Source organism: Hyphomicrobium sp., from assembly GCF_036833075.1.
GTDB lineage: Bacteria > Pseudomonadota > Alphaproteobacteria > Rhizobiales > Hyphomicrobiaceae > Hyphomicrobium_C.
The window spans coordinates 1-26163 of sequence record NZ_DAITQL010000057.1; the positions used below are offsets into that span (position 1 = coordinate 1).

At 60.4% G+C, this 26163-nt stretch carries 27 protein-coding genes; 17 read left to right on the forward strand and 10 right to left on the reverse strand.

Annotation, left to right across the window (positions count from 1 at the left end):
* Positions 1-785, reverse strand: a 785-nt coding sequence (locus tag V7082_RS15180) for an ArdC family protein (RefSeq protein ID WP_334149962.1), incomplete at its 3' end; no start/stop codon positions are given.
* A gap of 213 nt (positions 786-998) precedes the next feature.
* On the opposite strand from V7082_RS15180, the gene V7082_RS15185 reads away from it, so the two are divergent.
* The gene (locus V7082_RS15185) at positions 999-1241 is read left to right on the forward strand and encodes a hypothetical protein (RefSeq protein WP_334149963.1); all 243 of its coding nucleotides are present in this window, start codon (positions 999-1001) and stop codon (positions 1239-1241) included.
* A 446-nt stretch (positions 1242-1687) separates the two neighbouring features.
* Here the strand turns inward: V7082_RS15185 and V7082_RS15190 are convergent, their stop codons facing one another.
* Positions 1688-2581: a DUF3313 domain-containing protein gene (locus tag V7082_RS15190; protein WP_334149964.1), complete on the reverse strand. Its 894-nt coding sequence runs from the start codon at positions 2579-2581 to the stop codon at positions 1688-1690.
* Between the two features lie 96 nt (positions 2582-2677).
* On the opposite strand from V7082_RS15190, the gene V7082_RS15195 reads away from it, so the two are divergent.
* Positions 2678-3295: a TetR/AcrR family transcriptional regulator gene (locus V7082_RS15195; RefSeq protein ID WP_334149996.1), complete on the forward strand. Its 618-nt coding sequence runs from the start codon at positions 2678-2680 to the stop codon at positions 3293-3295.
* A 69-nt stretch (positions 3296-3364) separates the two neighbouring features.
* On the forward strand, positions 3365-3655 hold the full coding sequence (locus V7082_RS21580) for an ATP-binding protein (RefSeq protein WP_442909804.1): 291 nt from the start codon (positions 3365-3367) through the stop codon (positions 3653-3655).
* A 508-nt stretch (positions 3656-4163) separates the two neighbouring features.
* Here the strand turns inward: V7082_RS21580 and V7082_RS15200 are convergent.
* From V7082_RS15200 to V7082_RS15210, 3 genes are read right to left on the reverse strand one after another with little or no spacing between them, the layout of a single operon-like run.
* Complete coding sequence (locus tag V7082_RS15200) at positions 4164-4772, reverse strand: Isoquinoline 1-oxidoreductase subunit (protein ID WP_442909803.1); 609 nt, start codon at positions 4770-4772, stop codon at positions 4164-4166.
* Between the two features lie 26 nt (positions 4773-4798).
* Positions 4799-6988 (reverse strand): xanthine dehydrogenase family protein molybdopterin-binding subunit, encoded by a 2190-nt coding sequence (locus V7082_RS15205; protein ID WP_334149965.1) that lies wholly within the window; start codon positions 6986-6988, stop codon positions 4799-4801.
* Positions 6985-7455, reverse strand: a complete 471-nt coding sequence (locus tag V7082_RS15210; RefSeq protein WP_334149966.1) for a (2Fe-2S)-binding protein — start codon at positions 7453-7455, stop codon at positions 6985-6987. The genes V7082_RS15205 and V7082_RS15210 overlap by 4 nt, the downstream gene beginning before the upstream one ends.
* 281 nt (positions 7456-7736) lie before the next feature.
* Here V7082_RS15210 and V7082_RS15215 point away from each other — a divergent pair, with 281 nt between their 5' ends.
* From V7082_RS15215 to msrA, 11 genes are all read left to right on the forward strand, one after another.
* On the forward strand, positions 7737-8216 hold the full coding sequence (locus V7082_RS15215) for a winged helix-turn-helix transcriptional regulator (protein ID WP_334149967.1): 480 nt from the start codon (positions 7737-7739) through the stop codon (positions 8214-8216).
* A gap of 113 nt (positions 8217-8329) precedes the next feature.
* Positions 8330-8935, forward strand: a complete 606-nt coding sequence (locus tag V7082_RS15220; RefSeq protein ID WP_334149968.1) for a sulfite oxidase-like oxidoreductase — start codon at positions 8330-8332, stop codon at positions 8933-8935.
* The gene (locus V7082_RS15225; RefSeq protein WP_334149969.1) at positions 8928-9674 is read left to right on the forward strand and encodes a ferredoxin reductase; all 747 of its coding nucleotides are present in this window, start codon (positions 8928-8930) and stop codon (positions 9672-9674) included. The genes V7082_RS15220 and V7082_RS15225 overlap by 8 nt, the downstream gene beginning before the upstream one ends.
* A 303-nt stretch (positions 9675-9977) precedes the next feature.
* Positions 9978-11102, forward strand: coding sequence for an alkene reductase (locus tag V7082_RS15230; RefSeq protein ID WP_334149970.1), 1125 nt, complete (start codon positions 9978-9980; stop codon positions 11100-11102).
* Positions 11103-11171: 69 nt separating this feature from the next.
* On the forward strand, positions 11172-11813 hold the full coding sequence (locus V7082_RS15235; protein WP_334149971.1) for an SDR family oxidoreductase: 642 nt from the start codon (positions 11172-11174) through the stop codon (positions 11811-11813).
* Positions 11814-11887: 74 nt separating this feature from the next.
* A complete protein-coding gene (locus tag V7082_RS15240; RefSeq protein ID WP_334149972.1) occupies positions 11888-12193 on the forward strand; it encodes an ArsR/SmtB family transcription factor in 306 nt (101 codons plus the stop codon).
* Between the two features lie 154 nt (positions 12194-12347).
* On the forward strand, positions 12348-13334 hold the full coding sequence (gene acuI, locus V7082_RS15245; protein ID WP_334149973.1) for an acrylyl-CoA reductase (NADPH): 987 nt from the start codon (positions 12348-12350) through the stop codon (positions 13332-13334).
* 103 nt (positions 13335-13437) lie between these two features.
* Positions 13438-14400, forward strand: a complete 963-nt coding sequence (locus V7082_RS15250; RefSeq protein WP_334149974.1) for a YeeE/YedE thiosulfate transporter family protein — start codon at positions 13438-13440, stop codon at positions 14398-14400.
* A gap of 41 nt (positions 14401-14441) precedes the next feature.
* Entirely contained in the window at positions 14442-15317 is an 876-nt protein-coding gene (locus tag V7082_RS15255) for a LysR family transcriptional regulator (protein WP_334149975.1), read from the forward strand.
* 171 nt (positions 15318-15488) lie between these two features.
* Positions 15489-15935: a peptide-methionine (R)-S-oxide reductase MsrB gene (gene msrB / locus V7082_RS15260; protein ID WP_334149976.1), complete on the forward strand. Its 447-nt coding sequence runs from the start codon at positions 15489-15491 to the stop codon at positions 15933-15935.
* Entirely contained in the window at positions 15935-16447 is a 513-nt protein-coding gene (msrA, locus tag V7082_RS15265; protein WP_334149978.1) for a peptide-methionine (S)-S-oxide reductase MsrA, read from the forward strand. Before msrB ends, msrA begins: the two co-directional genes overlap by 1 nt.
* 589 nt (positions 16448-17036) lie before the next feature.
* Here the strand turns inward: msrA and nhaA are convergent.
* The 5 genes from nhaA to V7082_RS15290 form a co-directional block, all read right to left on the reverse strand.
* The gene (gene nhaA, locus V7082_RS15270) at positions 17037-18386 is read right to left on the reverse strand and encodes a Na+/H+ antiporter NhaA (RefSeq protein ID WP_334149980.1); all 1350 of its coding nucleotides are present in this window, start codon (positions 18384-18386) and stop codon (positions 17037-17039) included.
* Positions 18387-18802: 416 nt separating this feature from the next.
* Positions 18803-20065 (reverse strand): type II toxin-antitoxin system HipA family toxin, encoded by a 1263-nt coding sequence (locus tag V7082_RS15275; RefSeq protein ID WP_334149982.1) that lies wholly within the window; start codon positions 20063-20065, stop codon positions 18803-18805.
* On the reverse strand, positions 20065-20355 hold the full coding sequence (locus V7082_RS15280; RefSeq protein ID WP_334149984.1) for a helix-turn-helix transcriptional regulator: 291 nt from the start codon (positions 20353-20355) through the stop codon (positions 20065-20067). Before V7082_RS15280 ends, V7082_RS15275 begins: the two co-directional genes overlap by 1 nt.
* Before the next feature lie 179 nt (positions 20356-20534).
* Positions 20535-20762: a hypothetical protein gene (locus tag V7082_RS15285; RefSeq protein ID WP_334149986.1), complete on the reverse strand. Its 228-nt coding sequence runs from the start codon at positions 20760-20762 to the stop codon at positions 20535-20537.
* A gap of 274 nt (positions 20763-21036) precedes the next feature.
* Complete coding sequence (locus tag V7082_RS15290) at positions 21037-22143, reverse strand: hypothetical protein (RefSeq protein ID WP_334149988.1); 1107 nt, start codon at positions 22141-22143, stop codon at positions 21037-21039.
* A 200-nt stretch (positions 22144-22343) separates the two neighbouring features.
* Here V7082_RS15290 and V7082_RS15295 point away from each other — a divergent pair, with 200 nt between their 5' ends.
* The 3 genes from V7082_RS15295 (at position 22344) to dinB (ending at position 25866) form a co-directional block, all read left to right on the forward strand.
* Entirely contained in the window at positions 22344-23450 is a 1107-nt protein-coding gene (locus V7082_RS15295; protein ID WP_334149990.1) for a restriction endonuclease, read from the forward strand.
* Positions 23447-24646 (forward strand): HNH endonuclease, encoded by a 1200-nt coding sequence (locus tag V7082_RS15300; protein WP_334149992.1) that lies wholly within the window; start codon positions 23447-23449, stop codon positions 24644-24646. Before V7082_RS15295 ends, V7082_RS15300 begins: the two co-directional genes overlap by 4 nt.
* Before the next feature lie 170 nt (positions 24647-24816).
* Complete coding sequence (gene dinB / locus V7082_RS15305) at positions 24817-25866, forward strand: DNA polymerase IV (RefSeq protein ID WP_442909805.1); 1050 nt, start codon at positions 24817-24819, stop codon at positions 25864-25866.
* Positions 25867-26163: the final 297 nt, after the last annotated feature.

The window sequence follows — 26163 nt, forward strand, 5'->3', positions numbered from 1 at the left end:
GTCGCGCCGGACTGTCCAGATAATTCACAGCCAGACTGTCCAGATAACGCCACCAATTCCTCGAATGCGTACTTGCGCGAGCCGAACGATCCCGAGAGATCACGCTTCAGCCGCGAGGCATGCCCCGAGGCGTGACCGAGCTCGTGCAAGGCGGTGCGATGCCAGTTGATCGGCTCGAAGAACGCAGCCGGCGGTGGCACCTGCACGTAGTCCTGGGCCGGGGCGTAGAACGCCCGGTTGCCGCCGATGCGGAAGTCGATGCCGGTAGCCTTGATCAGGGCCTCGACGCGCGGCGCGATGGTGCCGGGCGGCGGGGGCGGCGCGACGGTCGCGATCTCGTCGGGAAGCCCGTCGCACTGGTCGGTGTTGAAGACGGTGAAGCGCTTCAGGAACGGAATGGCGCGCGCTTCGCCGCCGCTGGATGCCGCGCGTCGCTTCGCATCGTCGGGAACGAAGCGGTCCGCGTAGACGACGGTGATGCCGCGCTCGCCCTTGCGCACGTTGCCGCCGAGGGCCCGGGCCTGCCGGAAGGTCAACCAACTCTGGCCGGAATAGCCCTGCTCGATGACGGCGCCCCAGAGGATGAGGACGTTGATGCCGGAATAGGTCCGGTCGGTCGACGCGTTCTTCGGCATCGCGAGCTGGGCCTTCGCCGACGGCGTGCCCCAGGGCTGAACCCAGGGCACGCGGCCGTCCTCGAGCTCGGCGATGATCTTGTTGGTGATGTCGTCATAGAACGTCGGCCGGTCGCCACCGGCACCGGCTGGGGGAGTGGATCTGGACATCGCGGGTCTCCGCGACGGGCCGGCGAGAGCCTCTCTCTCGCAACCTCGAGCCCGTCACGGCGACCGCCGCCCACCTCTCCCTCGTTTCCACGGCAGCCGGCCGGCAGTGGGGACGCCACCCTCTGTCACCTGCTCGCGACGCAGGCGTTGACGACATGACAGTCAGCACCGGCGGGTGGTAGGACTCCGCTGAAGAGAAACGAGGACCTGACGATGCGCGCACATCTCATCCAAGAGCTGAACGCTCTTTCCGACAGTCTCGGGCCTGATTTCGTGAACTCCGGTCTCCCGCGCGAAGCCGCGAGCGCACTAGAGGAACTGCTCAGAGCGTTGGGGTCGGCCAAGGTCGTGCTGATCAATCGCCACAATGCTGAAACCGAACAGTGGGAGCGCATGGCAAAGAGCGCCCTGGACGAGATCGACGACGCTTTAGGCCTGAACACCGTTGAGCACTGAGCACGCGGACCGCATCGGCGGTCCTTCGTTCTTATTCTGCGCCAGGTCCGTCACCCGCATGGGCCGAGACCCGCCCTCCGGCGGGGCTCGGGCGTGTGGCCCGGGCCGCAACGGGCCACGCGGTAGGGCCGACCGCGGCCCTCTTGGCCGCGGGGCGCCCAACAGCAGCGGATCGGGGGTCCGCGGGAGCTGGCTCGGTTCAAGCTCGACAATTTGGGGCTTATCGCCGTGGGGATTGGTGCCATAGGCGTGAAAAAGTTGTTAGCGATATCACGCTTTATAGAGACTGGCTGTACCCTCTCGCTCATCCATCTCAGGCTGGAAATCTTAGCGGTCTTCGGGCCGAGTGATGGATGCCATTCAACGCATCATTAGCGGAGATTTGAGCTGATGAAGAAAGGTTCCCACGCCGCGTTTTGGCGATGTCAGCTGACCGCCGCTTTCCATCACTGCGCGGCAACTTTCTTGCCGCCATTGTCAGTCCATTCCGGTGGTAAGCCAAGCTTGCCACCAACGACTCCTGCGATGCCGGGCGCGCGTCCATAATTTTCACATGCCGCGTGCTTGGGTGCGAGACCGATCGCCGAATTGATCTTATGCAAAGAAGGAAGGTTGGGATCGAACCCCTCGAAGGGGCTCTTGGCCTTGACGAGCAGATATCCGAAATCGTCGCCGAAGGCGGCCGCCAGATCGTAGGCGTCGCTTGCCTTCGACGCCTTGGGTGAGCTGAAGAATGCTGTGGCGCCCCGGCCCCAGATCATGGCGGCCTGCTGCTGGCCGAGGGTGTCAAGCGTCTCAGCTTCAATCGAAAGGTTTCCTAGGCCAATCGGAATGCGGGGTACGGGGACGGGAGCGCCCATGTCCACGAAACTCGATCCGATCGATGCGACCGCTGACAGGCCCGCTGCGAATTCGTCCGTCTCCGTGGCGTGTGTAATGACGGTCTTCACCGTCAAATCTGCTGGGGTGTCAATCGTCACAACTTCAAAGCGGTCGCTCAAGCTGACGCACAGGGCACGGCTGACAGCATTTGCAACCAATGTCCGCTGTTGGTCGTTGAGTTTCGGTGCCGCCTCCGCCGAGAATGTCGTGGGTATGATGTTGATCGTGTGCGACGCCAACACTGGCGGTGCGTTGACTCGAACACGAGACTTCGTGATCACACCGTCGGATGGAGCAAGCCCCTCATAAGATGACAGCGTGAGGCCCTGAACAAGCGGAGCCGATGCGCAAGCCGGCAGAACACCTACGACGGCAAAAGCGAGAGCGCGTACGACGACTCCGCGCGTCGGGCGCATTTTGGCCAGAGACTGTCGGCCCGGATCCGCCAGAGCTGTCATGAACGAGAGTTCCCATGTATTGTCTCTATAGATTGCACTGCGGTGTAAAATTTATCAATGGCCGGATTGTGGCACCATAGTGTAATTACGCACTTGATGGAATTGTGGGGAAAACTGCCGATGGTTGAGGCAGCAGCGAAACCAAAGGGCCTGCGCGAGCGAAAGCGGCAGGAAACGCTTCAGCGCATCTCGGAGGCTGCCTTGGCGTTGTTCGTTGCCAAGGGTTACGACGCAACGACTCTCGAGGAGATCGCTGCGTCAGCCGACATCTCGCGTAGGACGTTGTTCTACTATTTCGACAGCAAGGAAGAGATCCTGCACGCGTCCGTGGAGGGGTATGCGCATGAGATCAAGGCGCTGGTTGTCGAGAGCGGGTCTGCTGGGGAGCCACTCGACATCGTTCGCGAGGCCGTGCTGAAGCTTGTTGCGCCGCACCGGGAAGCCAAGATGATCGTGACCGCCCGGCTTGTGCGGCAAAGCGAGGCGTTACGTGCCCGCAACAAGGGGAGAATGCAGCAGTTTGAGCGGGCCGTCCTGGAAGGTCTGTGTGAGCTTTGGCCGAAGAAGGAATACCGTGATCGATGGCGGATTGTTGCCATGATATCGATGGGCATCTTGCGGCTTGCCACCGACAGCTGGGCTGAGCAGGACGGCAAACGCCCGCTGGCAAAGTACGTTCAGGAGATGTTCAAGAAACTGAAGACCGAGATTTGAGTGACGCTCCTATCAAGCACATAGGACTTCCCTCGCCTAGGCCTCAGCGGAACGAATCCGGCAAACCTTATCAACGCTGCAACTCATGGTGAGCGTGGTATCGTGAGTGTGACGGGAAGTGAAATGGCACGAATTACAATATCCGATCAGGGGCCGGGCATATCACCGGACGTGTTGGATCAGGTGTTCGAGCCGTTCTTCCGTGCCGACAGGGCGCGTGGCCAGAAAATTCCAGGCGCCGGATTGGGTCTTACGATCTCCCGCGAAATCGTCCGTAGGGACGGCGGGGACATCAGAATCGCCAATCGACCGGGCGGTGGCTTGATACAAATTGTCGAGTTGCCAGCCGTCCTTCCCTGACTGTTGCCGGGATTATGTTGGATCCTGCCCTATTGCATAAGTTGCCGCTGAGGAGAGTTGTCCGAATTGCGGAAGTCGGCGGCCCTCAGTCGGAGAGTGCTCTGCGTTGATGCGTGTAGGTCGGCATCGAGGTGAAAAGCAGACGCCGAGCCTCTCCGTCGAATGAGCGCCACTGACCCAGAGGCGACCGGAGCAGTTGCAGCATTGGTGGCAGGCCGATGAACACAACGCCGAGATACCGGAAGTCACTTATTCGAAAAAATGCGTTCCTCAATCCCCCGGCGGCCGTCTGCAAAAGCTCCAGGATCGGACCTATGCCCCGATCGCGTGCTCGAGGTAGTGGCGCCAGGCGGCGAGAACATCGACATAGACGAGATCACTCTGCATGAGGTTGCAAGCTCCTCATAGTCTCAATGATTGCAAGTTGGAGATGGCGCTTCGGCGCGGCCCGACGGCGCGTGCCCGAAGAAGATCCCATCGTTTGTAACAGTGATTGGCCATCCGATGCTCAGGAAGCCGGACAGGCGGCTCCGGTCTCGACCCATGCACGGATGAGTTCACCGAATTCGCTCTGGGTTCCGGGTGCCGGAACGCGGCCGACGCGAGGATGCCAACCCCAGCCCACGAGTTCGTCCTCGGCCATGTGATGGATGATGGCATCGAGCGTCATTCCGCCGTTCCGGTCTTTATCTTTGATCTGCTCACAGATCTGCCCCAGCGTCTTTCCCTGCCAAGCCATCTCTATGGGTGCTAAGTGCCATTTTGGATGTCCGGGCACCTGCCCTGGATCAAAATTCGTGGGGCCGTGACAGGACGTGCAGCGCATGCCCATGGCGCCAAGGCCATCAGGACCACGCACTACGAGCGGCTGGTGTGGGCGGCCATCCTCGCCTTGAGACGGCCGATCACCAGCGGGATGGCAATTTACACAGCGTGGGCTCATGATCACCTTTCCCGCTTCGATGAAGAGGGCTATCGACCGTTCCTTTTTGTCGGGGATTGCAGAAAAGCTGGATGGTAGCTTCAACTGACTGAGGTGCTTCTGATCCGCGTTGCCAACTACTCCCGTCGTGATAATCATTGCAGCACCGGCGAAGCAGATGACGAGTGTTCGCATAGTTGTTTCCTTCGCGGACAGAGCCGTCACGAGTTGCGTCCTATTCGAGGCTCGGACTTGAAGAGCTCGGAAGCGATTGGCAGCTTGCGCAGGCGAATGCCCGTCGCGGCGTAGATGGCATTGATGACTGCCGGCGCAACCGCACAGGTCCCCGGCTCACCTACGCCACCGGGCTCCTCGTTGTTCTTGATAATTTCGACGTCGATCTCGGGCGTTTCGTTGATGCGCATCACCCGGTAATCGTCGAAGTTCGATTGCTGAACTCGGCCATCCTTAATCGTGATGTTGCCCCATAAAACCGCGCTGAGACCGAATATGATACCGCTCTGCATCTGTGCGACGACCGTGTCTGGATTGACGACGACCCCGGTATCGATCACGCAAACGATGCGATCAACACGAACCTGGCCGTCGCCATCGACCGCCACTTCCGCAACCTGCGAAATATAGCTGCCCATCGCCTTCATGAGCGAGATTCCCCGTCCTTTCCGGGGCTCAAGGGGGCTGCCCCAGCCCGACAATTCGGCGGCCCGTTCCATAACGTGCAACGCTCGCGGCGATTTGCCCAGCAAGCGCCGCCGGAAGGCGACAGGATCCTGATTTGCAGCGGCGGCCAGTTCGTCGACAAAACACTCGACCACATACCCGTTGCGCACTGCCCCCACCCCGCGCCAGAAGGACATTGGTATCGGCGCTTCTTCGCGAACATAGTCGACATGGAAGTTAGGGATGTCGTAGAGGAGGTCGATAGCGCCATCAACGGCATCCAAATCGACACCGTCCTTGTACAAGGGCGGGAACCAGCGCGCCATAAGAGCCGGACCGACAACGCGGTGCTGCCATGCGACGAGCTTGCCGGTGCTATCTACCGCCCCCGCTATGCGGTCATAGTAGTAGGGCCGATACATGTCGTGTTGGATGTCCTCTTCGCGGCTCCATACGACCTTGACCGGATAATCCACTTGCCTGGCGACCAGCACCGCCTGAACGATGAAGTCCAGCTCTAAACGCCGGCCGAAGCCGCCGCCGATATAGTGATTGTGAATTCGGACCTGTTCTGCACTGAGACTGAGCATCTTGGCAACGGCATCTTGCGCTCGCTTCGGGATTTGGGTCCCCACCCAGATTTCGCAAGCCTCCGGCTTCGAGTGCACCGTGCAGTTGATAGGCTCCATGGTGGCGTGGGCGAGAAACGGGTTCTCATAAACCCTCTCAAGCTTGTTGGCCGTGTCGCGGAGCTTCGCTGCAGCATCGCCTGTCGTTTGCGCGACTGCGCCGTCGCGCGTGGCTGCATCGGCCAGCGACGCCACGATATCGGCGGTGCTCAGCGCAGCATGCTTACCATCGTCGAACTGAGGTGCGGCGGCGTTAAGGCCCATCTTTGCCGCCCAGTAGTGGTCGCCTATAACCGCCACGCCATTGTCGAGCTTCGCGACCTTGTGCACGCCAGGCACAGCCAGCGCCGCCGCCTCATCGACCGAGGTCAGCTTGCCGCCGAACACGGGGGAGGCGGCCACTGTCGCGATCTTCATTCCGGGTACGTTCACGTCAATCCCGAAGACCGTCGTGCCATTGACCTTACCTGCGGTGTCAAGGCGCTTCGCCGTCGTGCCGATGATGCGGAACTGGGAGGGATTCTTGAGCGCAACGTTGCCAGGGACGGGCCGCTTTGCAGCCTCAATGACAAGCTCTCCGTAGGCGATGCGCTTGCCGGTCCCGGGGTGAATAACTGCACCCCTGTCCGTCGAAAGCTCAGCTGCCTCTACGCCGAGCCGCTCAGCTGCTGCTGCAACGATCATCTTGCGGGCGGCGGCGCCCGCCTCGCGCATCGGCTTGAAGAATCCGCGCACTGCAGTAGACCCGCCCGTAATTTGCTCGCCAAAGATAGGGTTGGCAAAAAGTTTGTCACTTGCCGGAGAGTGCGTGACGGCGACGTCGCTCAAATCGACATCGAGCTCCTCAGCAACGAGCATTGGCAAAGCCGTGTAAGTTCCCTGCCCCATTTCGACGGCGGGTGACACGACCGTTACCTTCCCAGAAGTGTCGATGCGAACGAAAGCGTTAGGCGAGAAGGGCTGCGACGGGTCGCCGGCATCGCCTGCCGCATAGCCTTCCGGAACCCAGCCGATTACAAGGCCACCGCCGAAAGCCACGCCAGCCTTGATGAAGGAGCGTCGCGAAGTGGTTTGCCGAAAATACTGCGTGCGGCCAATCACTGTTGCTCTCCGCCAAGATCTCTTGCAGCGGCCTTGATAGCGTCGCGAATTCGCGGGTAAGTGCCACACCGGCAGATGTTGCCGGCCATTCCCGCATCGATGTCGACGTCGGTGGGTGCCGAGTTGAACGAAAGCAGTGCCGCCGCTGACATGACCTGCCCTGATTGGCAATATCCACACTGCGGGACGTCGAATTCGATCCATGCCTTCTGCACCGCCTTGCCCTCCGACGTCACGCCGACGGCTTCGATGGTGGTCACATTGGAGCCAGCGACATCACGGATGGGCGTCACACAGGAGCGCCGCGGTTCGCCGTCGACATGCACCAGGCAAGCACCGCACTGAGCAATCCCACAGCCGAATTTGGTGCCCATCAGTCCAACAATGTCCCTCAGCACCCATAACAATGGCATGTCGTCGGGTGCCGACACGGAGAGCTTGCTTCCATTAACACTGAGATCGTGCATCGCTTCCTCATTGTGGGTCAGCTACTGCGGCTCGCCCAACATCAGGCCGCAGCAGCTCTGTCTATTCGCAGATGGTCTCGTCATTCAGATCGAAGCGACCGCCCGCGAACGCAGCCGCTGCACAAGTTCCCTGGTCTGCAATGATGCTTGTTTCGAATGCAGGCCGGTCGTCATCGTCCACGCGAAATTCATTGACGGCTTCCAAAAGGATGACATACGAGCCAAGAGCTTGGGAAGAATGCACGTCCTCGTGCGAGACGCACCATTTGGTAGGAATTGCTATGGTTCAACGTTCTAAGCGAAGCACGAAGGCAAGCCATGTCGAGGCTGATCGGGCTCTAGCCAGGATTCGGGAAATTGATGTGTTCAGCGTCGAGTGCCCGGCGCATCAGGTTGTCAAGCGCGTGGGCAATAAATGGACGTTGCTCGTTATCTATGCCCTGAGCCAGGGGACAAAACGCTATACCGATCTACAAAAAAAGATCGGCGCGATTTCCCCCAAAATGCTGACAGAGGTTTTACGCAATCTCGAAGATGATGCTCTCGTCTCGCGCAAAGTGCACCCGGTCGTTCCGCCAATGGTCGAGTACGACCTCACACCTCTCGGGTTTAGTCTTGCGGTGCCGCTTGCTGGGCTATGTGTGTGGGCGGAGGACAACTACTCACTGCTAAGAGACTCATGGCGGCTTTCGCCGCAGGAGGTACCCAGTCCACGAGCAATCAAAAGGCGTACGAATAGTCGGGAGAGTAAGACAGAATAGGCCGCATAAATCCGCAGTTTTGCATGCCGACCTTTTTTGAACGCCGGCAGAGATTGAAATCCAGCAGCAGCCCGATTAGTGGGGCCGAGCGACAACGCACAAAGGAGCTTACCATGGCCACCAGAGGTTTCACCGGCCGACGATCGGGTGGAAACGAATCCGGCCGCATTCCGCCGGGCCAGCATCTCGTAGATAATTTCCCGGTGCTGACGGCAGGGCCGACGCCACATGTCGAGACCAGCGACTGGAAATTTACGCTCAAGGTCGGCCCTCGGCCCATCAAAGTCTGGAACTGGGACGAGTTTAACGCGCTCCCTATGACCGAGATGAGGCGCGATATTCACTGCGTAACATCCTGGTCCAAGATCGATACCGTCTGGGAGGGCGTGCTCGTCGACGATATCCTCGCTGATGCCGATGTGAAGCATCCCACTGATTTCCTGCTCGCCCACAGCTACGATGGATATTCGACAAATGTGCCTCTGGCCGATCTTGCATCCGGAAAGGCGATGGTCGCCTTGAAATACGAGGGGCAGGCGCTTCCGCGCGACCATGGAGGACCAGCGCGCCTCTTCGTTCCGCACCTGTACTTCTGGAAGTCCGCCAAATGGGTGACGGGTCTTCAGTTTACCCAACGAGACGAGCCTGGCTTCTGGGAACTGCGCGGCTATCACATCTATGGAGATCCCTGGCGCGAACAGAGATACACGAATGACTAACGGCGGATCGCGGCCAGTGCCCTGGCAGATATGTACCATTGCCGACATTGTCCCGCGGACACCGAGTATCAAGAGCTTCTTCTTCGGGCTGGCCGAACCATTTATTCATATCGCTGGCCAGCATATGGACGTGCGACTGACGGCGTCCGACGGTTATGTGGCGATGCGAAGCTATTCGATCGCGTCGGCGCCCAACAGCTCGGGCATCATCGAGCTTGCCATCGAGCGCCTATCCGACGGCGAAGTCTCGACGTTTTTCCACGACATTGCGGCAGTAGGAGACGAGATTGAAATGCGCGGTCCGCTGGGGGGACACTTTCTCTGGCCCGCATCTGCGACCGCTCCAGTCCTTTTGATCGGTGCGGGCTCAGGTCTCGTCCCCCTGATGGCGATGATCAGGCAACGACAAGCTTGCAAGCAAACCATTCCAACGGCGCTGCTCTTGTCATCCCGGACCCGACGCGACGTGCTGTTCGCCGAAGAACTGCTGGCGATGGAAGCGGCCGATCCTCAGCTCAAAGTGGCGTTGGCAATAACCCGGGAGCATCCTGAGCGGCCATCGGACTTTGCGCGACGCATTGATGGCTCGATGATCGCCGAGTTGATCGCCAGCCTCCCCGTTACACCAGGAGACGTCTTCATCTGCGGATCAAACGGATTTGTCGATGGCGCAGCCGATGGTGCGCTCGAGGCGGGAGTTAACGCAGTCTCGATCAAGACCGAAAGGTATGGCGGCTGAATTTGAACGCCGGGATCGGCCCGCAGGACCCCAGATATCGGTAACCAGCCGTATTCCAAGCGACGATTAGCCCGCCAACGAGACGAAGTTCAGCGGCTGCGAGAAAGAATCTATGAATTATGATATTGACATATAGCGATTCATCGTTACGTTGGCCTCATCAACCACACGCTCACATGCTGGATGCCTGCAGCCAGAAGAAAAACATCTACGTCAGTCTCAACGACGCGCCGTTCGGGCTGTTCTGACGGGCATTTATCCGCCTCGTCACATCGACCAATCGAGATATTTAGGAGACGCAAAGTGAAAGATTCCGCGCTGTTCAAGAGTGCTCAACTGGGCCCCTACACCCTGAAGAATCGCATCGTTCTCCCTCCGCTCACTCGCTCGCGCAGTTCGCAACCGGGCAACGTTCCCAACGACCTCATGGCCACCTACTACCGTCAGCGCGCCGGCGCAGGGTTCATGGTGACAGAAGGTACACAGATCGAGCCTCGCGGCCAGGGCTACGCCTGGACGCCCGGCATCCATAGTCCCGAGCAGGTGAAGGGCTGGCGCAAGGTCACGAGCGCCGTCCACGCCGAAGGCGGGACAATTTTTGCCCAGCTTTGGCATGTCGGGCGAGTCTCCCATACATCGCTGCAACCGGATGGAGCGGCTCCGGTCGCTCCTTCCGCGATCCCCGCGGAAAGCGTCAAGGTGTTCATCGAAACAGGCCCCGGCCAAGGAGCGCTGGCGCCACCTTCACCTCCGCGTGCGCTGACTACTACGGAAGTCAAGGAACTGGTGCAGCTCTACGCTCAAGCGGCGCGCAATGCGCTCGATGCCGGCTTCGATGGTGTGGAGATCCACTGCGCAAACGGCTACCTGGTCAACCAGTTCATCTCCGCGCACACCAATCGGCGCGAGGACGAGTATGGCGGTTCCCTGCAAAATCGGTTGCGCTTTCTGCGTGAGGTGACGCAAGCCGTCGCCGATGTCGTTGGCAATAACCGGCTTGGGGTGCGGTTTGCGCCTCTGTTCGCGACGACCGAAGAGGATCGCGTATATCTCGGGCTGGTCGAGGACGATCCTCACAAGACCTACCTTGAGGCCGTCAAGGTCCTGGAAGAGATCGGGATCGCCTACGTCTCGCTCGCCGAGGCCGATTGGGACAACGCCCCGGAGTTGCCCCAGAGCTTCCGCGCCGACGTGCGGCAGAACTTCAGCGGCAGGATCCTCTACGCCGGAAAGTACACCGCAGAGCGCGGGATACGGGTGATCGAGGCGGGCTGGGGGGACCTCATCGCTTTTGGCCGGCCGTTCATTGCAAACCCCGATCTGCCGAAGCGCATCGCCAACAACTGGCCGCTGAACCCAGTTGATCCGGCGACCATGTATGGCGGCACCGACAAGGGCTACACCGACTATCTTACGTATCAGCAATGAGCGCCGGCGGCTGCGTTCGGAAATCTGGACGCGGCTCGGCGCGGAACAAACGGGACAAGGACTTTCATCATGGCCAGGATTCTCATTCTCGGCGCTGCGGGCGAAATAGCACGGCACGCCATACGGTACTTCCGTCAGGACGATGCGAACGACCTGACGCTCTATCTGCGCAAATCAAAGCGCCTGCAAAGCCTGGTAGGCGACCGCACCCGGCTCATCGAAGGCGATGTCACGGATACAGCTCGGCTGGAGAACGCTGCGCGGGGTCACGACGTCGTTTACGCCAATCTCGCAGGCGACAATATTGAAGAGCAAGCGCGTTCGGTGGTTGCGGCGCTGATGGCTGCAGGCGTCCGACGGCTGATCTGGATTTCTACACTCGGCATCTACGACGAGGTTCCTGGCGCGTTCGGTCGATGGAACCACGACATGCTCGACGGCGGTTATCTCGAGACCTACAGCGCCGCCGCACGCGTCATCGAATCCTCGAACCTCGACTACACCATTGTCAGACCAGCGTGGCTGACCGATAAGGACGAGGTCGACTACGAGCTCACGCAAAAAGGCGAGCCTTTCAAGGGCACCGAGGTTTCCCGTAAGAGTGTTGCCGACCTTGTCGTCAAGCTCGTGGAGTACCGGGCCAGGGACGTCCGGGCCTCTATCGGCGTAAACAAACCTGGTACCGACGGCGAAAAACCGGCTTGGTACTGATCGCCGGCACAAAACCACGGCCCAGCATCGAGCTATATATTGCAATATCTCAAAAAATCGCTACGTATGATTACATGAGCATCGACATCAACGAAGCACTCAAAGCGCTGGACAATCCCGCCCGCTTAGCAATCCTGGGGTGGTTGAAGAACCCCCGTAAAAACTTTCCCAAGCAGGAAGTCGATCCTGAGGACGTCGGCGTGTGCGTGAGCATCATTCAGGAGCGTGCCGGCCTCTCCCAGTCGACGATCTCTCTCTACATGGCATCTTTGCAACGCGCGCAGTTGGTCACTTCGCAACGCATTGGTCCCTGGACCTATTACAAGCGGCACGAGAAGAACATCGCTGCCCTCCTCAAACAGCTTCGCGACTTGATCTGAGCGGGGCTTAGCGACCGGGGTGCCCCCGTCCGCCATTAGCCCAAGGCGCGGTTGCACGTCCGATCAGCCTTGAAGACCGCTCGCCCCGGTCCGGCGACCTATCGAGCACAGGGTCGGAAGAACCGCGCGGCATGTCATACGAAGGAGATCCGACGTGAGCACTTTCCGAGCCGTCGTCATCGAAAAGAACGTGCAAGGCCAAGCCGTCTCGTTGAAGGACTTCGATGAGTCCGACCTGATGGATGGCGACGTAACGGTTCGCGTCACGCATTCGACTGTGAACTACAAGGACGGCCTAGCCATCACCGGCATGGCCCCGGTTGTGCGCCGCTTCCCCATGATACCCGGCATCGATTGCGCCGGGGTCGTCGAGGCTTCCAGCCACGCGGATTTCCGGGTGGGAGACCAGGTGGTTCTCAATGGATGGGGTACCGGCGAAAGCCACCTAGGGTCCTTTGCCGAAAGGGCGCGCGTTCCGGGCGAGTGGCTCGTCCCTTTGCCTGCGGGTATGACATGCGCACAGGCTATGGCCGTCGGCACCGCTGGTTACACTGCCATGCTCGCCCTCCTTGCACTGGAGAGGCACGGCTGCAGCCCGTCCGATGGTCCCGCTCTTGTGACCGGTGCGTCCGGGGGCGTCGGCTCGATGTCCATTGCGATGCTTGCTAAGGCCGGCTGGCGCGTTGTCGCCTCGACGGGCCGAGCGGCCGAGAGTTCTTACCTCAAAGAACTGGGCGCTGTGGAGATCCTCGATCGGACCGAACTTTCGAGACCAAGCCGGCCACTTGAAAAGGAACGATGGGCCGTGGGGATCGACTCGATCGGCTCGACCACGCTGGCGAGCCTCCTCGCCCAAATCCGGTACGGCGGCGCCGTTGCCGCGTGCGGACTGGCTGGCGGCATGGATCTTCCGGCGTCGGTTGCGCCCTTTATTCTCCGCAACGTTGCGCTGCTCGGCATTGATTCAGTCAATGCGCGAAAAGCGCTTCGCCTGCAGGCGTGGGACCGGATCGCTCGCGACCTCGATCGCGATAAGCTCTCTGCTATGACCCGGTCAATTACTCTGGCGGAGGTGATCCCGGCTGCCGACGACATACTCGCGGGCAAGATACGTGGTCGCGTGGTGGTCGAGATCGGATGATCGGCACCGTGAAACCGACTTTTGCCTTGCTGCAGAGGCTCTGCGACGTTGGCCGGGCCGGCCCTCAGACCAGGCGCCAACTCATGTTCCAGCTGGCGGTGAGATGAACGAAATCACGAATTTCCTTCCTGGAGTGTCCATCTTGAATGGCGTCGGGGCCGATTGGCTCGGCATACTTCTGATCGCCGCCCTCGCGTTCCTGCTCGGCTTCGGGCTCAACCGTGGTTCTGTTTGCACCGTCATCGCAACCACGGAGTGGGTGTCGCGAAAGCGGCCCGCAAGTTCGATCGCGCTGCTCGAGAGCGGCATCTGGGCGGCTCTCATCTATGCGGTGCTGGACGCATCGACCTTTATGCCGAAAGGGTGGCTCCCACTGGAATATCTGATCCCCGGCGTGCTCCTGTTCGCTCTCGGCAGCTACGTGAGCGGCGCATGCGTCTTCGGGTCGATTGGCCACATTGGGAACGGAGACGTCGAGTTCAGCTTGGTCTTTGTCGGCATTTTCATCGCCACTTACGTCGACTCCCTTACGCAATTGTTTCCCGCACAACCTCCGTTGAGTACGCCTCTGCCGGCGGGCATCGTGCCGTTCCTCGTGCTGCTCGTGGCGCTTCTCGCCGTTCGATTTTTCCTTACCAAACGGCAGGATGCGAACTTCCCCCTGCTCGCCTTATCGATGGGTCTGGTTGGAGTGAGCTTCGCGATGCTGGTCAGCCTTGCCCCGCAATTCTCCATTACTGCATCCATAGCGTCCGTAGTGACGTTGCCGGTAGCGGGAGCCGTTGCAATATTGAGCATGCCGTTGGGCAGCTTTGCATCCTCCCTGCTTCGCGAGCGCTCATTGCGGCTCAAGGCTCCGACGTGGAACGGAATTCTGCGTCACCTGACCGGCGGACTTCTGATGGGCGCGGGTGCGGTTTTGATTCCGGGTGGCAATGACACCTTGCTGCTGGTGGGATTTCCCGGAGCCGCATGGCAGGCATTGGTCGCCTACACAGCACTCGTCGTGATCTTGGCGGCTCTTATCGCCGGCTTTGGGTCTTCGGCTCGAGCGTGGACGCGTTGAACGCAGCGCGCGGCTAGCGAGAAAGCGAAACGGTTGTCCGGATGGAATTCAATCAGATCCGATATTTCCTGCAACTGGCAGACACCCTTAACTTCACTGAGGCGGCCGTGCGGAGCGGAGTGTCTCAGCCCACGCTCACACGCGCCATCCAGCGGCTCGAGCAGGAATTAGGCGGAACCCTGGTCTATCGCGATGGAAAGGACACCCGGCTGACGGCTCTCGGACGCGACATACGCTCCGAGTTCGCCGCGCTCGCGGAAGGTGAGCAGCGGGTGCGCGCGTTATCCCTCAATCGCGTTCGCGGCCGCCGCGAAACGTTGACACTGGGCGTTGTGAACACCATTGCGCCGGCGCTGATCACTGGGTTTGTGACGCAGGCTCTGCACCAGTTGCCAATGCTCGAATTGGTTCTCGAGCCCATCACGCGCGACGAAGGGATTGAGCGCTTGCTGAAAGGTCAGCTTGACGGGTGCTTCGCCTCGGATCCCATGACGAAAAGTGCCAAGATCGCCACCGTCGAGATGTTCCGCGAGAAGCTGTTGCTGGCGATGGCGCAGGGGCATCCGTTGGCCAGCCAGACCGCGGTTTCGCTCGCCGATTTGTCGGAGCAACCTTATCTCGATCGGCTCCACTGCGAATTCCGCATGCGCGTGAACGATCATCTGCGCGCGCGCGCGATTATCATGATCCCGCGCCTCAGATCCGAACGAGAGGATTTGATCCAACAGGCCGTGGCAGAGGGTGCCGGCGTCTGCATGCTGCCGGAGCATTCTGCGATCGTGCCCGGCCTTACCTTGCGGCCGGTTGAAACGCTCGATCTCTCTCGCACGATCGCCTTCCAGTCGATTTCGGGATCGGGCACGGCGGTGGTGCTGCGGCAGCTCCGTATGCTTATAGAGCGCCATGCTTTGTCGTGACGTTCAGCTGGCGGCCTCTGCAGGCCGGCAACTTTTTCGCGAACCGAAATTTCACACTGTTGCGATGCCGCGTCTCTCGGGCGCGTCCGCATCGAAACTATAGTCGCGGCGTATTGGACTCCATGCGGCTCGATCCCCATTCTCTGTTGCAGGAATTCGGAGGAGAAAATCATGGCTGTCTACAAAAAGACCGACGCCGCCATCGCCAGGCTTTCACCCGAGGAGTACCGGGTGACGCAGCAGAGCGGGACCGAGCATCCGGGAACCGGTGCCCTTCTCCATAACGAGGAGCCGGGTATTTATGTCGATATCGTCTCGGGCGAGCCGCTGTTTGCTTCGTCGGACAAGTACGAGTCGAGTTGCGGATGGCCGAGCTTCACCAAGCCGATCGAGCCCCTGAACGTCAACGAGCTGCGAGACACCAGCCACGGCATGATCCGCACCGAGGTGCGCTCGACCCACGGCGATAGCCATCTCGGCCACGTTTTCCCTGACGGACCGAGCGATCGCGGCGGCCTGCGCTACTGCATCAACTCGGCCTCTCTGCGCTTCGTGCCGCGCGACGAGATGGAGGCGCAGGGGTATGGTGATTATCTCGATCAAGTGGAGGACATTTGATGACGACGGAGCGCGCTGTTTTTGCCGGGGGGTGCTTCTGGGGCATGCAGGATCTCATCCGCAAAGAGCCCGGCGTGATCTCGACAAGGGTCGGGTACACGGGTGGCGATGTGCCGAACGCGACGTATCGCAATCACGGCACCCATGCCGAGGCGATCGAAATCATCTTCGATCCCTCGCAGACCACGTATCGCCGATTGCTCGAGTTCTTTTTCCAGATCCATGATCCGACGACGCTCAATCGTCAGGGCAATGACCGCGGCGTGAGCTACCGTTCGGCAATCTTTTTCACCAGCGAGGAGCAGAAGGCCATAGCACTGGATACGATCGCGGACGTCGCTGCGTCGGGATTGTGGCCTGGCAAGGTGGTCACCGAGGTCGAGCCCGCCGGCGATTTTTGGGAGGCCGAGCCCGAGCACCAGGATTATCTGGAGCGGATTCCGAACGGATATACCTGCCATTTTCCGCGTCCCAACTGGGTGTTGCCGCGCCGGAGCGGTGCCGCAGCCTAACAGCGGCTCGCGGCATGAGGCCGTGAGCTGCTACTGGAGAATTGCATGGAAACGGGAATTGTCGGTCTGCCACCCCCTCCGCTGGATAATGTCCGCTGGATCAATGAAGGTGGTATCGAGCGCAACTCCTAGACGTGGCTGACCTGGGAGAGGCTTTAAATTCCTGTGCTTTTCCAGGATTGGTGCGCCAGTTGTCGTGCGGTGACCCTCGCGGAGGAACCTCGCGATATAGATGCTTGGCATGGTGGCAATACAGACCGTGTTCGAGGATTCTGACGTCAACATTTTTAGCCGCTTGGCGGAAAACCAACGACGGTATGGATTGCGCGTTCCTTTTGAGCATACCGTCGCCACGACGGGTTCCAGCTCGACACGGAGGATATTGTCCGATTGATCTGCTCGCGCACCTACTTAGCTAACAGAGGTCCGAACGTAGCGCTGGATGGAGCTGTCACAACCCTTGCTCGTCTGAAAGCAGACGTCAGGCAAGACGTGATCGGCGCTGAGATCGCTGGCGTTCGATGTCTCCTTCTGGGGAGAACCAGTCGAGGTGGCAGATTCTGCTAAGGGCCAAGCGCGCGGACGCTTTTCACACTCGCGGGCGCCGAATACCCACGGCGCCCCATGCGAGGCCAACGACAGCAGCGATCAGCGAACCAAGCAACACGCCGAGCTTCGCTGCGCCCAGATGGGCCTCACCTTGGAACGCTAGCATGGCGATGAAGATGGACATAGTGAAGCCGATACCGGCTAGCAGACCGATCAGCCAAACTCCCGGCCACGTCACGCCCGGTGGAAGCTCGCTCAGCTTCAGGCGCACCATCAGCCAGGTCGCGAAAACGACGCCGATGGGTTTGCCAAGGACAAGCCCCGCCGCTATGCCGAGCATGATCAATTGTGCGTCACCGGACGAGAGATCGACACCTCCCACGGATACGCCCGCATTAGCCAACGCGAAGATCGGCATGATGCCGAAGGCCACCCACGGGTGCAGCGCCGCTTGAACCCGCACCACGGGCGGCAACATCTCGCGACGCGCCAGACGCAAAGCGCGCAGCGGAATCGCCAAACAGTGTGTGTCTTTGCGGGCAACCGCATCGCCCTTGCGCAGTTCCTCTGCGATGCGCGCAAGAGCTTCGAGCGGAGGCTCGCGCATGGGCACGGACACGACAGGTGTCATCAGGCCAAGCACGACGCCAGCGAGCGTCGGGTGGGCGCCGGTCAAGAGCAAACCCATCCAGACGATAGCGCCCGGCACGACGTAAACAAACGCAGAGCCGACTCCAATCCGCTGCAGGCCGAGGATCAGCAGGATGCCGAGGACAGCCACGAGGAAGCCGCTGTAGTCGAGGCCGCCAGAATAAAAGAAGGCGATGATCAGCACTGCAATCACATCGTCGATAATGGCTAGCGCTAAAAGGAAGACCCGGACGTTGCCCGGGATCGAGCGTCCCAACAACGCGAGGACGCCCACGGCGAAGGCGATATCGGTTGCGACTGGGACGGCCCAACCTTGGCCCCGGACGGGATCGCTGTTGAAGGCGAGGTAGATCAGCGCTGGCACAATGACGCCGCCCGCAGCAGCAGCGACCGGCAGCAATGCCTGATCAAACCGGCTCAGCGCGCCTTCGTAAATTTCTCGCCGGATTTCCATCCCCACGACGAGGAAGAAGATCGTCATCAATCCGTCGTTGATCAAGAAATGCAGCGACTTCGAGAGCGTGTGCTCACCCAGTCCTATGGAGAGAGGCAGGTGCCAAAAGTCATGATAGCTTCCGGACAGCGGTGAGTTCGCCCAGACGAGGGCGACGGTTGCGGCAATCAGCAGGACGCCGCCGCTGGCTGCTTCGATGTGCAGGAAGCGTTCGAGGGTGTGATAGGCACGCTCAGCGAGAATTTGGGGCCGCGGGACGGCCCTAGTGGGAAATTTCGGATCCATAGGTACACGCTATCCGCGTGGCGGCCCGACCATCGCATTCCCTGTTTCACTGCAAAACGCGGTGAACACCCGGTGCTCTTTTTGCACTTCAAATTGTGCCGGATCAACCTTTCGACGCCGTACGTGACAACCCGCCGCGCGAATGCGCGATCGATGCCCGCCAAGGGAAACCAACAACAATTCGGCAATTTCCGTAGGTGTCCGCTTGTCACCCGCAAGCGGACTCGGACCGCCGACGCAGCAATGATCAGCAACCAAAGCCTGACGATGTCAGCTATTGGGACGGCTCAACTTTGTGCGATGCACCGTTCGAATAGATTGCTTGGGTCGCTATTGGCCCGTCGCAGACGTTGCCATGAAAGTGGGTTTGTCCCACTAGCCGACATCCGGGCCTAGTCACTGACATCCGGCGGCAATCACGTCCGCCTCGCAAGACGTCCAGCGTTGTCCGCAATCTGATCCACCAAGCGATCCAGGATCTCATGCCGCACGCCGGACTTGTGCAATGCGCGCCGAACGGTTGCCGCAAGGTCGGGCAGGCTGGCCGTCAAGTCTCTCACGTAGGCGACGGTGCGGCCGCTGTCGTATCCGCAGCGTGCCGCCGTGCGCTCCCAGTGGCTGCGCCCGATCTCGTCGATGGCCTTGCGTCCGCCAATGGTCATGGCCAGCGTCAGCTGGGACCGGCGGCGATGATAGGGCAGGAACGAGATGAGATCGTAAAGCGGCGTCAGGCGGAAGGCACCTCCGGGCTCATAGAGGATTGAATAGTTCTTGGCATGCGCATCGGTGCCACCGATCAGGCAATTGAAGACCTGCGCCTGCATGAAGCGGTCCCGATCGGCCTCCGGTGCTTTCGTGAAGCGAAGCAGATCCATGATCTCGGGAACGCCCGGGCCTCCCTGCGCCTGGTACTTGTGGCTCGGGTGCACGCCGAGCGCCTGGCAGCAGTCCTCCTGGTGAATGCGCTTGATGAGCCCGTCACGCCGGTCGCGATAGCGATCAAAGCGCTCGACGATCAAGGTCGGGATGCCGTCGTAGACCTGGACTTCCGATCGGACGGCTGGAAGCCCGGCCGCGCGCGCGAGCTCCAGGCAGAAGTGCTCGTTGGCAGCGATACCAGGGAATTGCTGGGATTCGGGTTTCAGAATGTGAGTCGTCGGCGTGCGCCCATTGGGAACACCCCAACGCTGGCCGGTTCGATAAAGCGCAGTCTTCGACTGGGCGCCGGCCAGGCTGAACTGTCCGGTGTCCTCGGCAAGCCGCCCGGCACCGGGATCGCGGAGGAGCGCGCGAATACGCGCCGCGAGATTGGACGCCGAGATCCATTGCACGCCGCCGCGGCCTGCGAAATCGAAGCCCGGCGCCGCCAGTTGCACCGCTCCCGGGCAGTCCTCGCCGATGGCAGCGAGTAGGGCGAATGGGTTACGTGCCGAGACGCGATAACGCTGCGCCCATCGGTTGAGCGTGACCTCGTTTTCCGGAAGCAAACCCCACATCCAGTTCCCGATCGGTCGCGTCCCATGCACGCGTTGCGTCATCGGCATGCAATAGGACAACGGAATGCTGGCGGGATCGTCGGTGTAGGCGCTGTCGTATTCGAAGCGATAGGTTCCACCCGCGCGCTGGATCACCTGGCCGGCGGGCGCATCGGCGATCCTCACCTCGAGGACGCGGGCCATCAGCGCTTGCCGCCGTCGGCGATGTCGTCGATCGAGTAGGGAGGCGCCGGGTTCGCTTTGCGGCGTGTGCGTACAGGCTCGGCGGCGCGCGTCAGGCTCAAGTCTACATTCAAGGCCCGCATCACCGAGAACACGAACGCCAGCTGTAGCTGGCCTTCGCCGCGCTCCAAATAGAGGACGCGCTGGCGCCGCACACCGAGCTGGTCGGCAAGATCAGCCTGGGTCAAGCCGGTATCCTCACGCGCCTGGCGCAGAAAGCCGCCGAGCTCACGCGGGTTCTGAATGATCATGGGGTCGATCCGATGTTCGATCTATCAAACAATAGGATATGTTCGATTGGCCGAACATGTCAAGATGTTCGAGTTGTCGAACGTATGATAATGTTCGCATCGTCGAACATATGTTGCGACGCAACGAATACCAGGGCGAAGTCGCCCTTCAGGGCTTGCCGCAGTCCAGCAGCGACGCGTCAGGATCTCTGCTCAAGCCGTTCGTAACGTCTGTCAAGGTCAGCCAGCTTCGCTTCGAACTTGTCGATCTGCTCCTGGGCCTTTTGCGCCTCCAGTTCGTACATCTGCTTGAGTCCAGGGTCGGACTCCTTTCGGGCGAGCGCCAACTTGTCGTCCCTGCGCCGATGGTTCTGTTGGATGCTGCTGACCAAGCGCTCCCGCTCGGCCATGTAAGTCTCTTCGCGCATGTCACCTCCCACTGCTCGGAATTTGCCGGTAACAGTACCGTCGAACGGCTTAATCTGAGCTCGCCGCAGAGCCGCCAGGACGGTCCTCCTGTTGAGTCTCGGATGTTAAGGTAAGCGCGGTGCTGAGATCCAACGCAGCAAAACGCCTGTATATCGAACTCCAGAGCAACCGACGTGCGTGCCTTCAATGCCCCGCGCCAGCGCAGCGCGTGTCCTGATTGATCAGGTTGCGGGCCGGGTACATGCGGTCGCAACGTGGCTGGCTGTACAAGCATCAGGGGGTAGCCGGCGCCGGCACAAGGCTTGTCGCCAGAGCCTTTTCGACCACCCGTTGCGAATCCAGAAAATCGATCTGGTCAGAGATCCATTGTCCGCTTGCCTCCGCGTCCGTCAGAGGTGGCTGGAGCTTCGTCCACCGGACGTCGAGCGTCGCAGACAGGGCCACGCGGAAAAGCGGTGGAGCGTAGCTCAGCAGGTGACGGTGGGACGCTTTGATCAGAAGCCGATCCGGAGGCAACGGATTGCCGTGCAGGAAGTCGTTGCGCGCCTGGTAGATCTCACCATAGAGCCAGCATGCGAGGTTCCTTGGCGCTGCCTGCTTGTTGCGATTGTCATAGGCGCCATATTGGGCGTCGGAGACTTTTCTGATTTCATAGGGCGCCTTTTCGAGAAGCGCATAGACCTTGAGAAGATCGGCTTTGCCGTCCCCGCCGGGGTGCGCCAGGATCTCGAAGGCCGACACCCAGAGCGCCAGCGATCGGCCGTAGTCATAGGCCGTCGCATCTATCCCACCTGGGATTGCACCTGCGCGAAACGCCATATTGAGCGAACGAAACAGCGCTGTATGAGCGTGAGTGTCGGCGCCTTGCAAGTAGACCTCTTTCCATTTTTGGATGAGGGCATTGAAAAGCGGCCGGTCGAGATCGCGGGCGCTGAGCGAGCGCTCGACCAGCTCCGGTACGATCTGCCCGCGAAAGCTCTTGATATTGTGCAAGCCGCGGACCGCGGGGGTATTGCACGCGATGTCCTGATAGTCGCGCGTCAGCATCCAGGGGAAGATGCTGAAACTGTCCATCCACTGGGTTGGCGGCGGGTAGCTGGCGATCATCGTGCCAGCCCGTGCAAGCAGGACGTGAGACACAGCCACGGCGTCGCGGAAGCCGCACACGGCCTCGAACGGAGGGAGATCAGACTCGGTCGCGGTATCCCAGAGCAGGACGCTGGGGGTGATGCGGTTGTTGTGCGTGTCGTAGAACCGCGACAGGAAGTCTCCAAGCGACGGGTGCCGGGTCACGGCTGCTGCGACACGGCCATCTAGCGCTGAAGCCAGGGCAATTCGCCCGCCCTCAACCGGATCGTCGGCGCGGATATTGGGCAGCACGGCAATGCAGGTCCAGGTCAAGACATCCCCCGTAGTCAATCGTTCAAGTGAAAGCAGGCAACTGGCAACTTAGGCGCGACAGTCACACAAGTCAGTCAGCGATCGGGCTTGTCTGTGACTCGCCAGCGAATCAGCCCACGGTCGGGCGGTCTAGGGGCGGCGTCCGCCAGCCTTAGGCCCTTCCGCCACAAGGTCGGCCAATGATAAGCGATGACGAATTCCTGGAGCGGGTTGTTGCCGGCATTCATGCCATCACGACGACAAACGCGGACGTGACGTGGAACGAGGTCATCAATGACCGTCAGTTCGATGTCGTTGTCCGCTTCAAGCTTGGGTCGCTGCGCTATCTTGTGCTGATTGAGGTCAAGAACCGCACGCGCAAAACCGGCACCTCCGACATGGAAGCCTTCGCGCAAAAGGCCAGGGATCAGAATGCGAACAAGGCCGTGTTCGTGACCGCAGCAGGGTTCCAGGATGGCGCCATAAAAATCGCCAAAAGACACGGGGTCGATCTGTTTACGGTCGCATTCGACCAAGCCGGCTCGTTGCTACCAGCCAGCCCCGAACTGATTTCTGTTCGCGATGGCCATGCGACGCGGGTGCGCAAGGATGCTATCCAGGTGACCATCGGCGAGCCACATGTCATCAACATTATCGAGCGCATCGCGCTGATCTATACCGACGGCACCGTGTGGGATGTTCCATCCGAGCAGAGCCAGATGGCATACTGTTGCGCAAAGACCTACCTGTCGGAGGGGCGGACACTTCAGGATATCCTACAAGTCGTTGCAGGCGCACACCTGGAACTCGACCAAAGTCAATCCATGAGGATCCCGCTCAAGCCGCATGGTTCGGTTGTTCCTCCGGATCGTTTTTTCGTTCCTGCCGGTATCGTCACGGCCATCGACGTCACCGTCGTTGGGCGGCAAGCTCGCCCCCTCTCGGGCCCAACACTGATTGATCCTAGTTGCTTCTCAGCACCCGTGGTCTACACCAACGTGCTAACCGGCGAGAGCAGTCGGTTTGGCCTCAGCGAGCTTCCCCTTGGTGGCAAGCGTGTCTCCATCGGGCGCTTCTACTTTCTCTACCATCCCTTGCGATACTACTATGCCGACGCCATCAAGGGTTATCTGGTGCGATGGATTCTTGTCGAAAGCTTCCAGAACGGTCAGCTGATCGCGGCCACCTTGATGCAGGACGTCAAGTGTTCGCCCTTCTACATTCCCGTAACAGACAAGAAGATCCTGAACCGCTTGCAAGGCAGGCTCGATGATTATCGCAGGCAATCGGCGGCAACGCAGCCATGACCGATCTCGACGGCTTTCGCTGCATCTACTGCGGAGTCGAGAAGCCCGGATCCGAGCGGACGTTGGAGCATCTTTGGCCGCGACGCCTGGGTGGCGCAAGCGCGCCAGACGTGTTCAAGACCAGGGACGTCTGCGGCCGCTGCAACAACAACGTGGGTTTGTTCGTCGACGGCGAGTTTCAGCGGTCCTTCTTCATGAGCGTGGCGGCAATCAGTGCCGCACTCCCTTTTCTTGATCCAAACCGACGCGTGCCCCTGCCGCTTGCATACGCAGGCGTCATTCCAGTGGCCCTCGATGACGGTGAGATCTGTGAAACATGGATTGGTCCGCGCGGCGAGCGGATCTACCATTTCCATATGCGTGATGACGAGGTTCGTTTCGGCACCTACGCAGGCGGGGATCCGATCCGGCGCAGACGCCGTGATCCGGGTCGTGTTTATATGTCGTTCTCGCGCCCCAACCTGTTTTGGATCGAGACCGCGCTCCTCTCTGTTCGCACAGCCTTTCCGCGTGCACCCCTCAGGCTCCTCACACGGACCGACGTCTCACAAATAGTGGAATGCTGCTCGCCCGAGGATGACCAGTCACGCAGCGATCGTGCGCACCTCGCGCCCATATGGCGCGAGAAGCAGGGGCAAAGCACGATGCAGATCAACCTCGATTACGGAAAGCGGTTTCAAGCCAAGCTGGCGTTGGGACTGGGGTACAATTTGTTCGGACCAGCATTTGCTCAACTCCCGTATGAGGAAACATTGCGCAGCGTCTTGCGTGAGACTGACCCCCAGCGGCGCGCAACACTGCCGTTCATAGGCTCTTCGATCTTGGCGCCGCTGCCTCCGGATCCGGTGATCGACCGGCTGGCGTACGAAGGTGCCTTCACATTCCTGTTCAACGGCGGTCGGCAGGGCGTCTTTTTCACGATCTTCACGCCCAACCGGAAACGCTTGGATACGCAGATCGCGCCTGGTCCCCTACGACTCCCAAGCGATCTTCTCGAGCAACATCATGGGAGCTTTGTCGTCCTTGTCCTTCCAGGGCTCGGGCAAAGTATCGGCCCGATCTCGATGGGGCACTATGGGTTGCATCGCTTCGGTTCGGCTGCCCATCCAGTACTGTCACAAATTGACGCCCGTCGTCTCACCATCGATGAAATCGAACGTCGGCTTGCCGGGCACGAGATCCCGCAAACCACATAGGTCCCGAGGATGGAGTGCGCGCGGCACGAATCCATCTTGCTCGGCAGACATAGTCAGAGACTGTGGCGCGTGCGGCTTGGAATATACTCTTAAGGCCGTCGTCCCGATAACGATGGCTTGTGTGGGATCTGGAGTTGAATACTGCCGTGCGCAAGATCATCCACGTCGACATGGACGCCTTCTACGCGTCCATTGAGCAGCGAGACAATCCCGAGCTGCGCGGAAAGCCGGTGGCGGTCGGCTCCGCCGCCAAGCGCGGCGTGGTGGCGGCGGCGAGCTATGAGGCGCGGGCTTTCGGCGTGAGATCGGCGATGCCGTCGGCCACGGCGTTGCGCAAGTGTCCCGAACTCTTGTTCGTGCCACCGCGGTTCGACGTCTATCGGGCGGTGTCGAACGAGATCCGGGAGATCTTCCACGCCTACACGCCGCTGGTGGAGCCGTTGTCCTTGGACGAAGGCTATCTGGACGTGACCGAGAACCTGCGCGGCATCCCGACGGCGTCGGGGACCGCAGCCGAGATCCGCGCACGCATTCTGGAGCAGACGGGTCTCACGGCCTCGGCGGGTGTGTCCTACAACAAGTTCCTCGCCAAGCTGGCCTCTGACCAGAAGAAGCCCAACGGTCAGTTCGTGGTGACGCCCAACCAAGGCCCGGGGTTCGTGGAGGGCCTGCCGGTAGAACGGTTTCATGGCGTCGGGCCGGTGACGGCCGAGAAGATGAGGGCGCTCGGTATACATATCGGCACCGACCTCAAGCGACAGACACTGGCCTTCCTCGAAGAGCACTTCGGCAAGTCAGGCGCCTGGTGCTACGGCATTGCACGCGGGGAGGATAACCGCGCGGTGGTGGCGAACCGGGAACGGAAATCGTCGGGCAGCGAGACCACCTTCTCGGACGACCTGTTTGCTGCGACCGACATCGAGGCCGGAATCTGCGCCATGGCCGACGACGTGTGGGCGTGGTGCGAGAAGACGGCCACCTACGGGCACACGGTCACGGTGAAGGTGAAGTATGCGGATTTTCGGCTGATCACGCGCAGCCGGACGGTTTCAATGCCGGTCACGACGCAAGCCAAGCTGCGGGAGCTCAGCGTGGCATTGGTCCGCACGGTGTATCCGGTGACGGTGGGCATACGGCTAGTCGGAGTATCGGTCTCCAAGCTGGCGAGCGTCGACCAGACCATTCCGCAGCTCGAGCTGGAATTGCTCTACGAAGAGTGAGCGTTGTGATGATGACGTCAAAGTGGCGGCTGGATTGGGCGCGCGCCCTTGCGACGAGGCCGATCACGAGTATAGAATTTGGCAGAGCTTCAGGCGAGACTTCGGTGACCTAAGCGATGCTGCGGAACGGGTGAACAAGCCGCGGTGTCAGAGCCGGAGAAACGGGTAAGAAACCGGGTAACGCCGAAGATCGAACTGAGAAGATAGTGTCGAATCAGTAGCTTACGCGAATAAGTCGAGCGCCCTCGTCTCCGCCAAGCGATTCTCACATATCATTCTGATCCACTTGGGTAATTT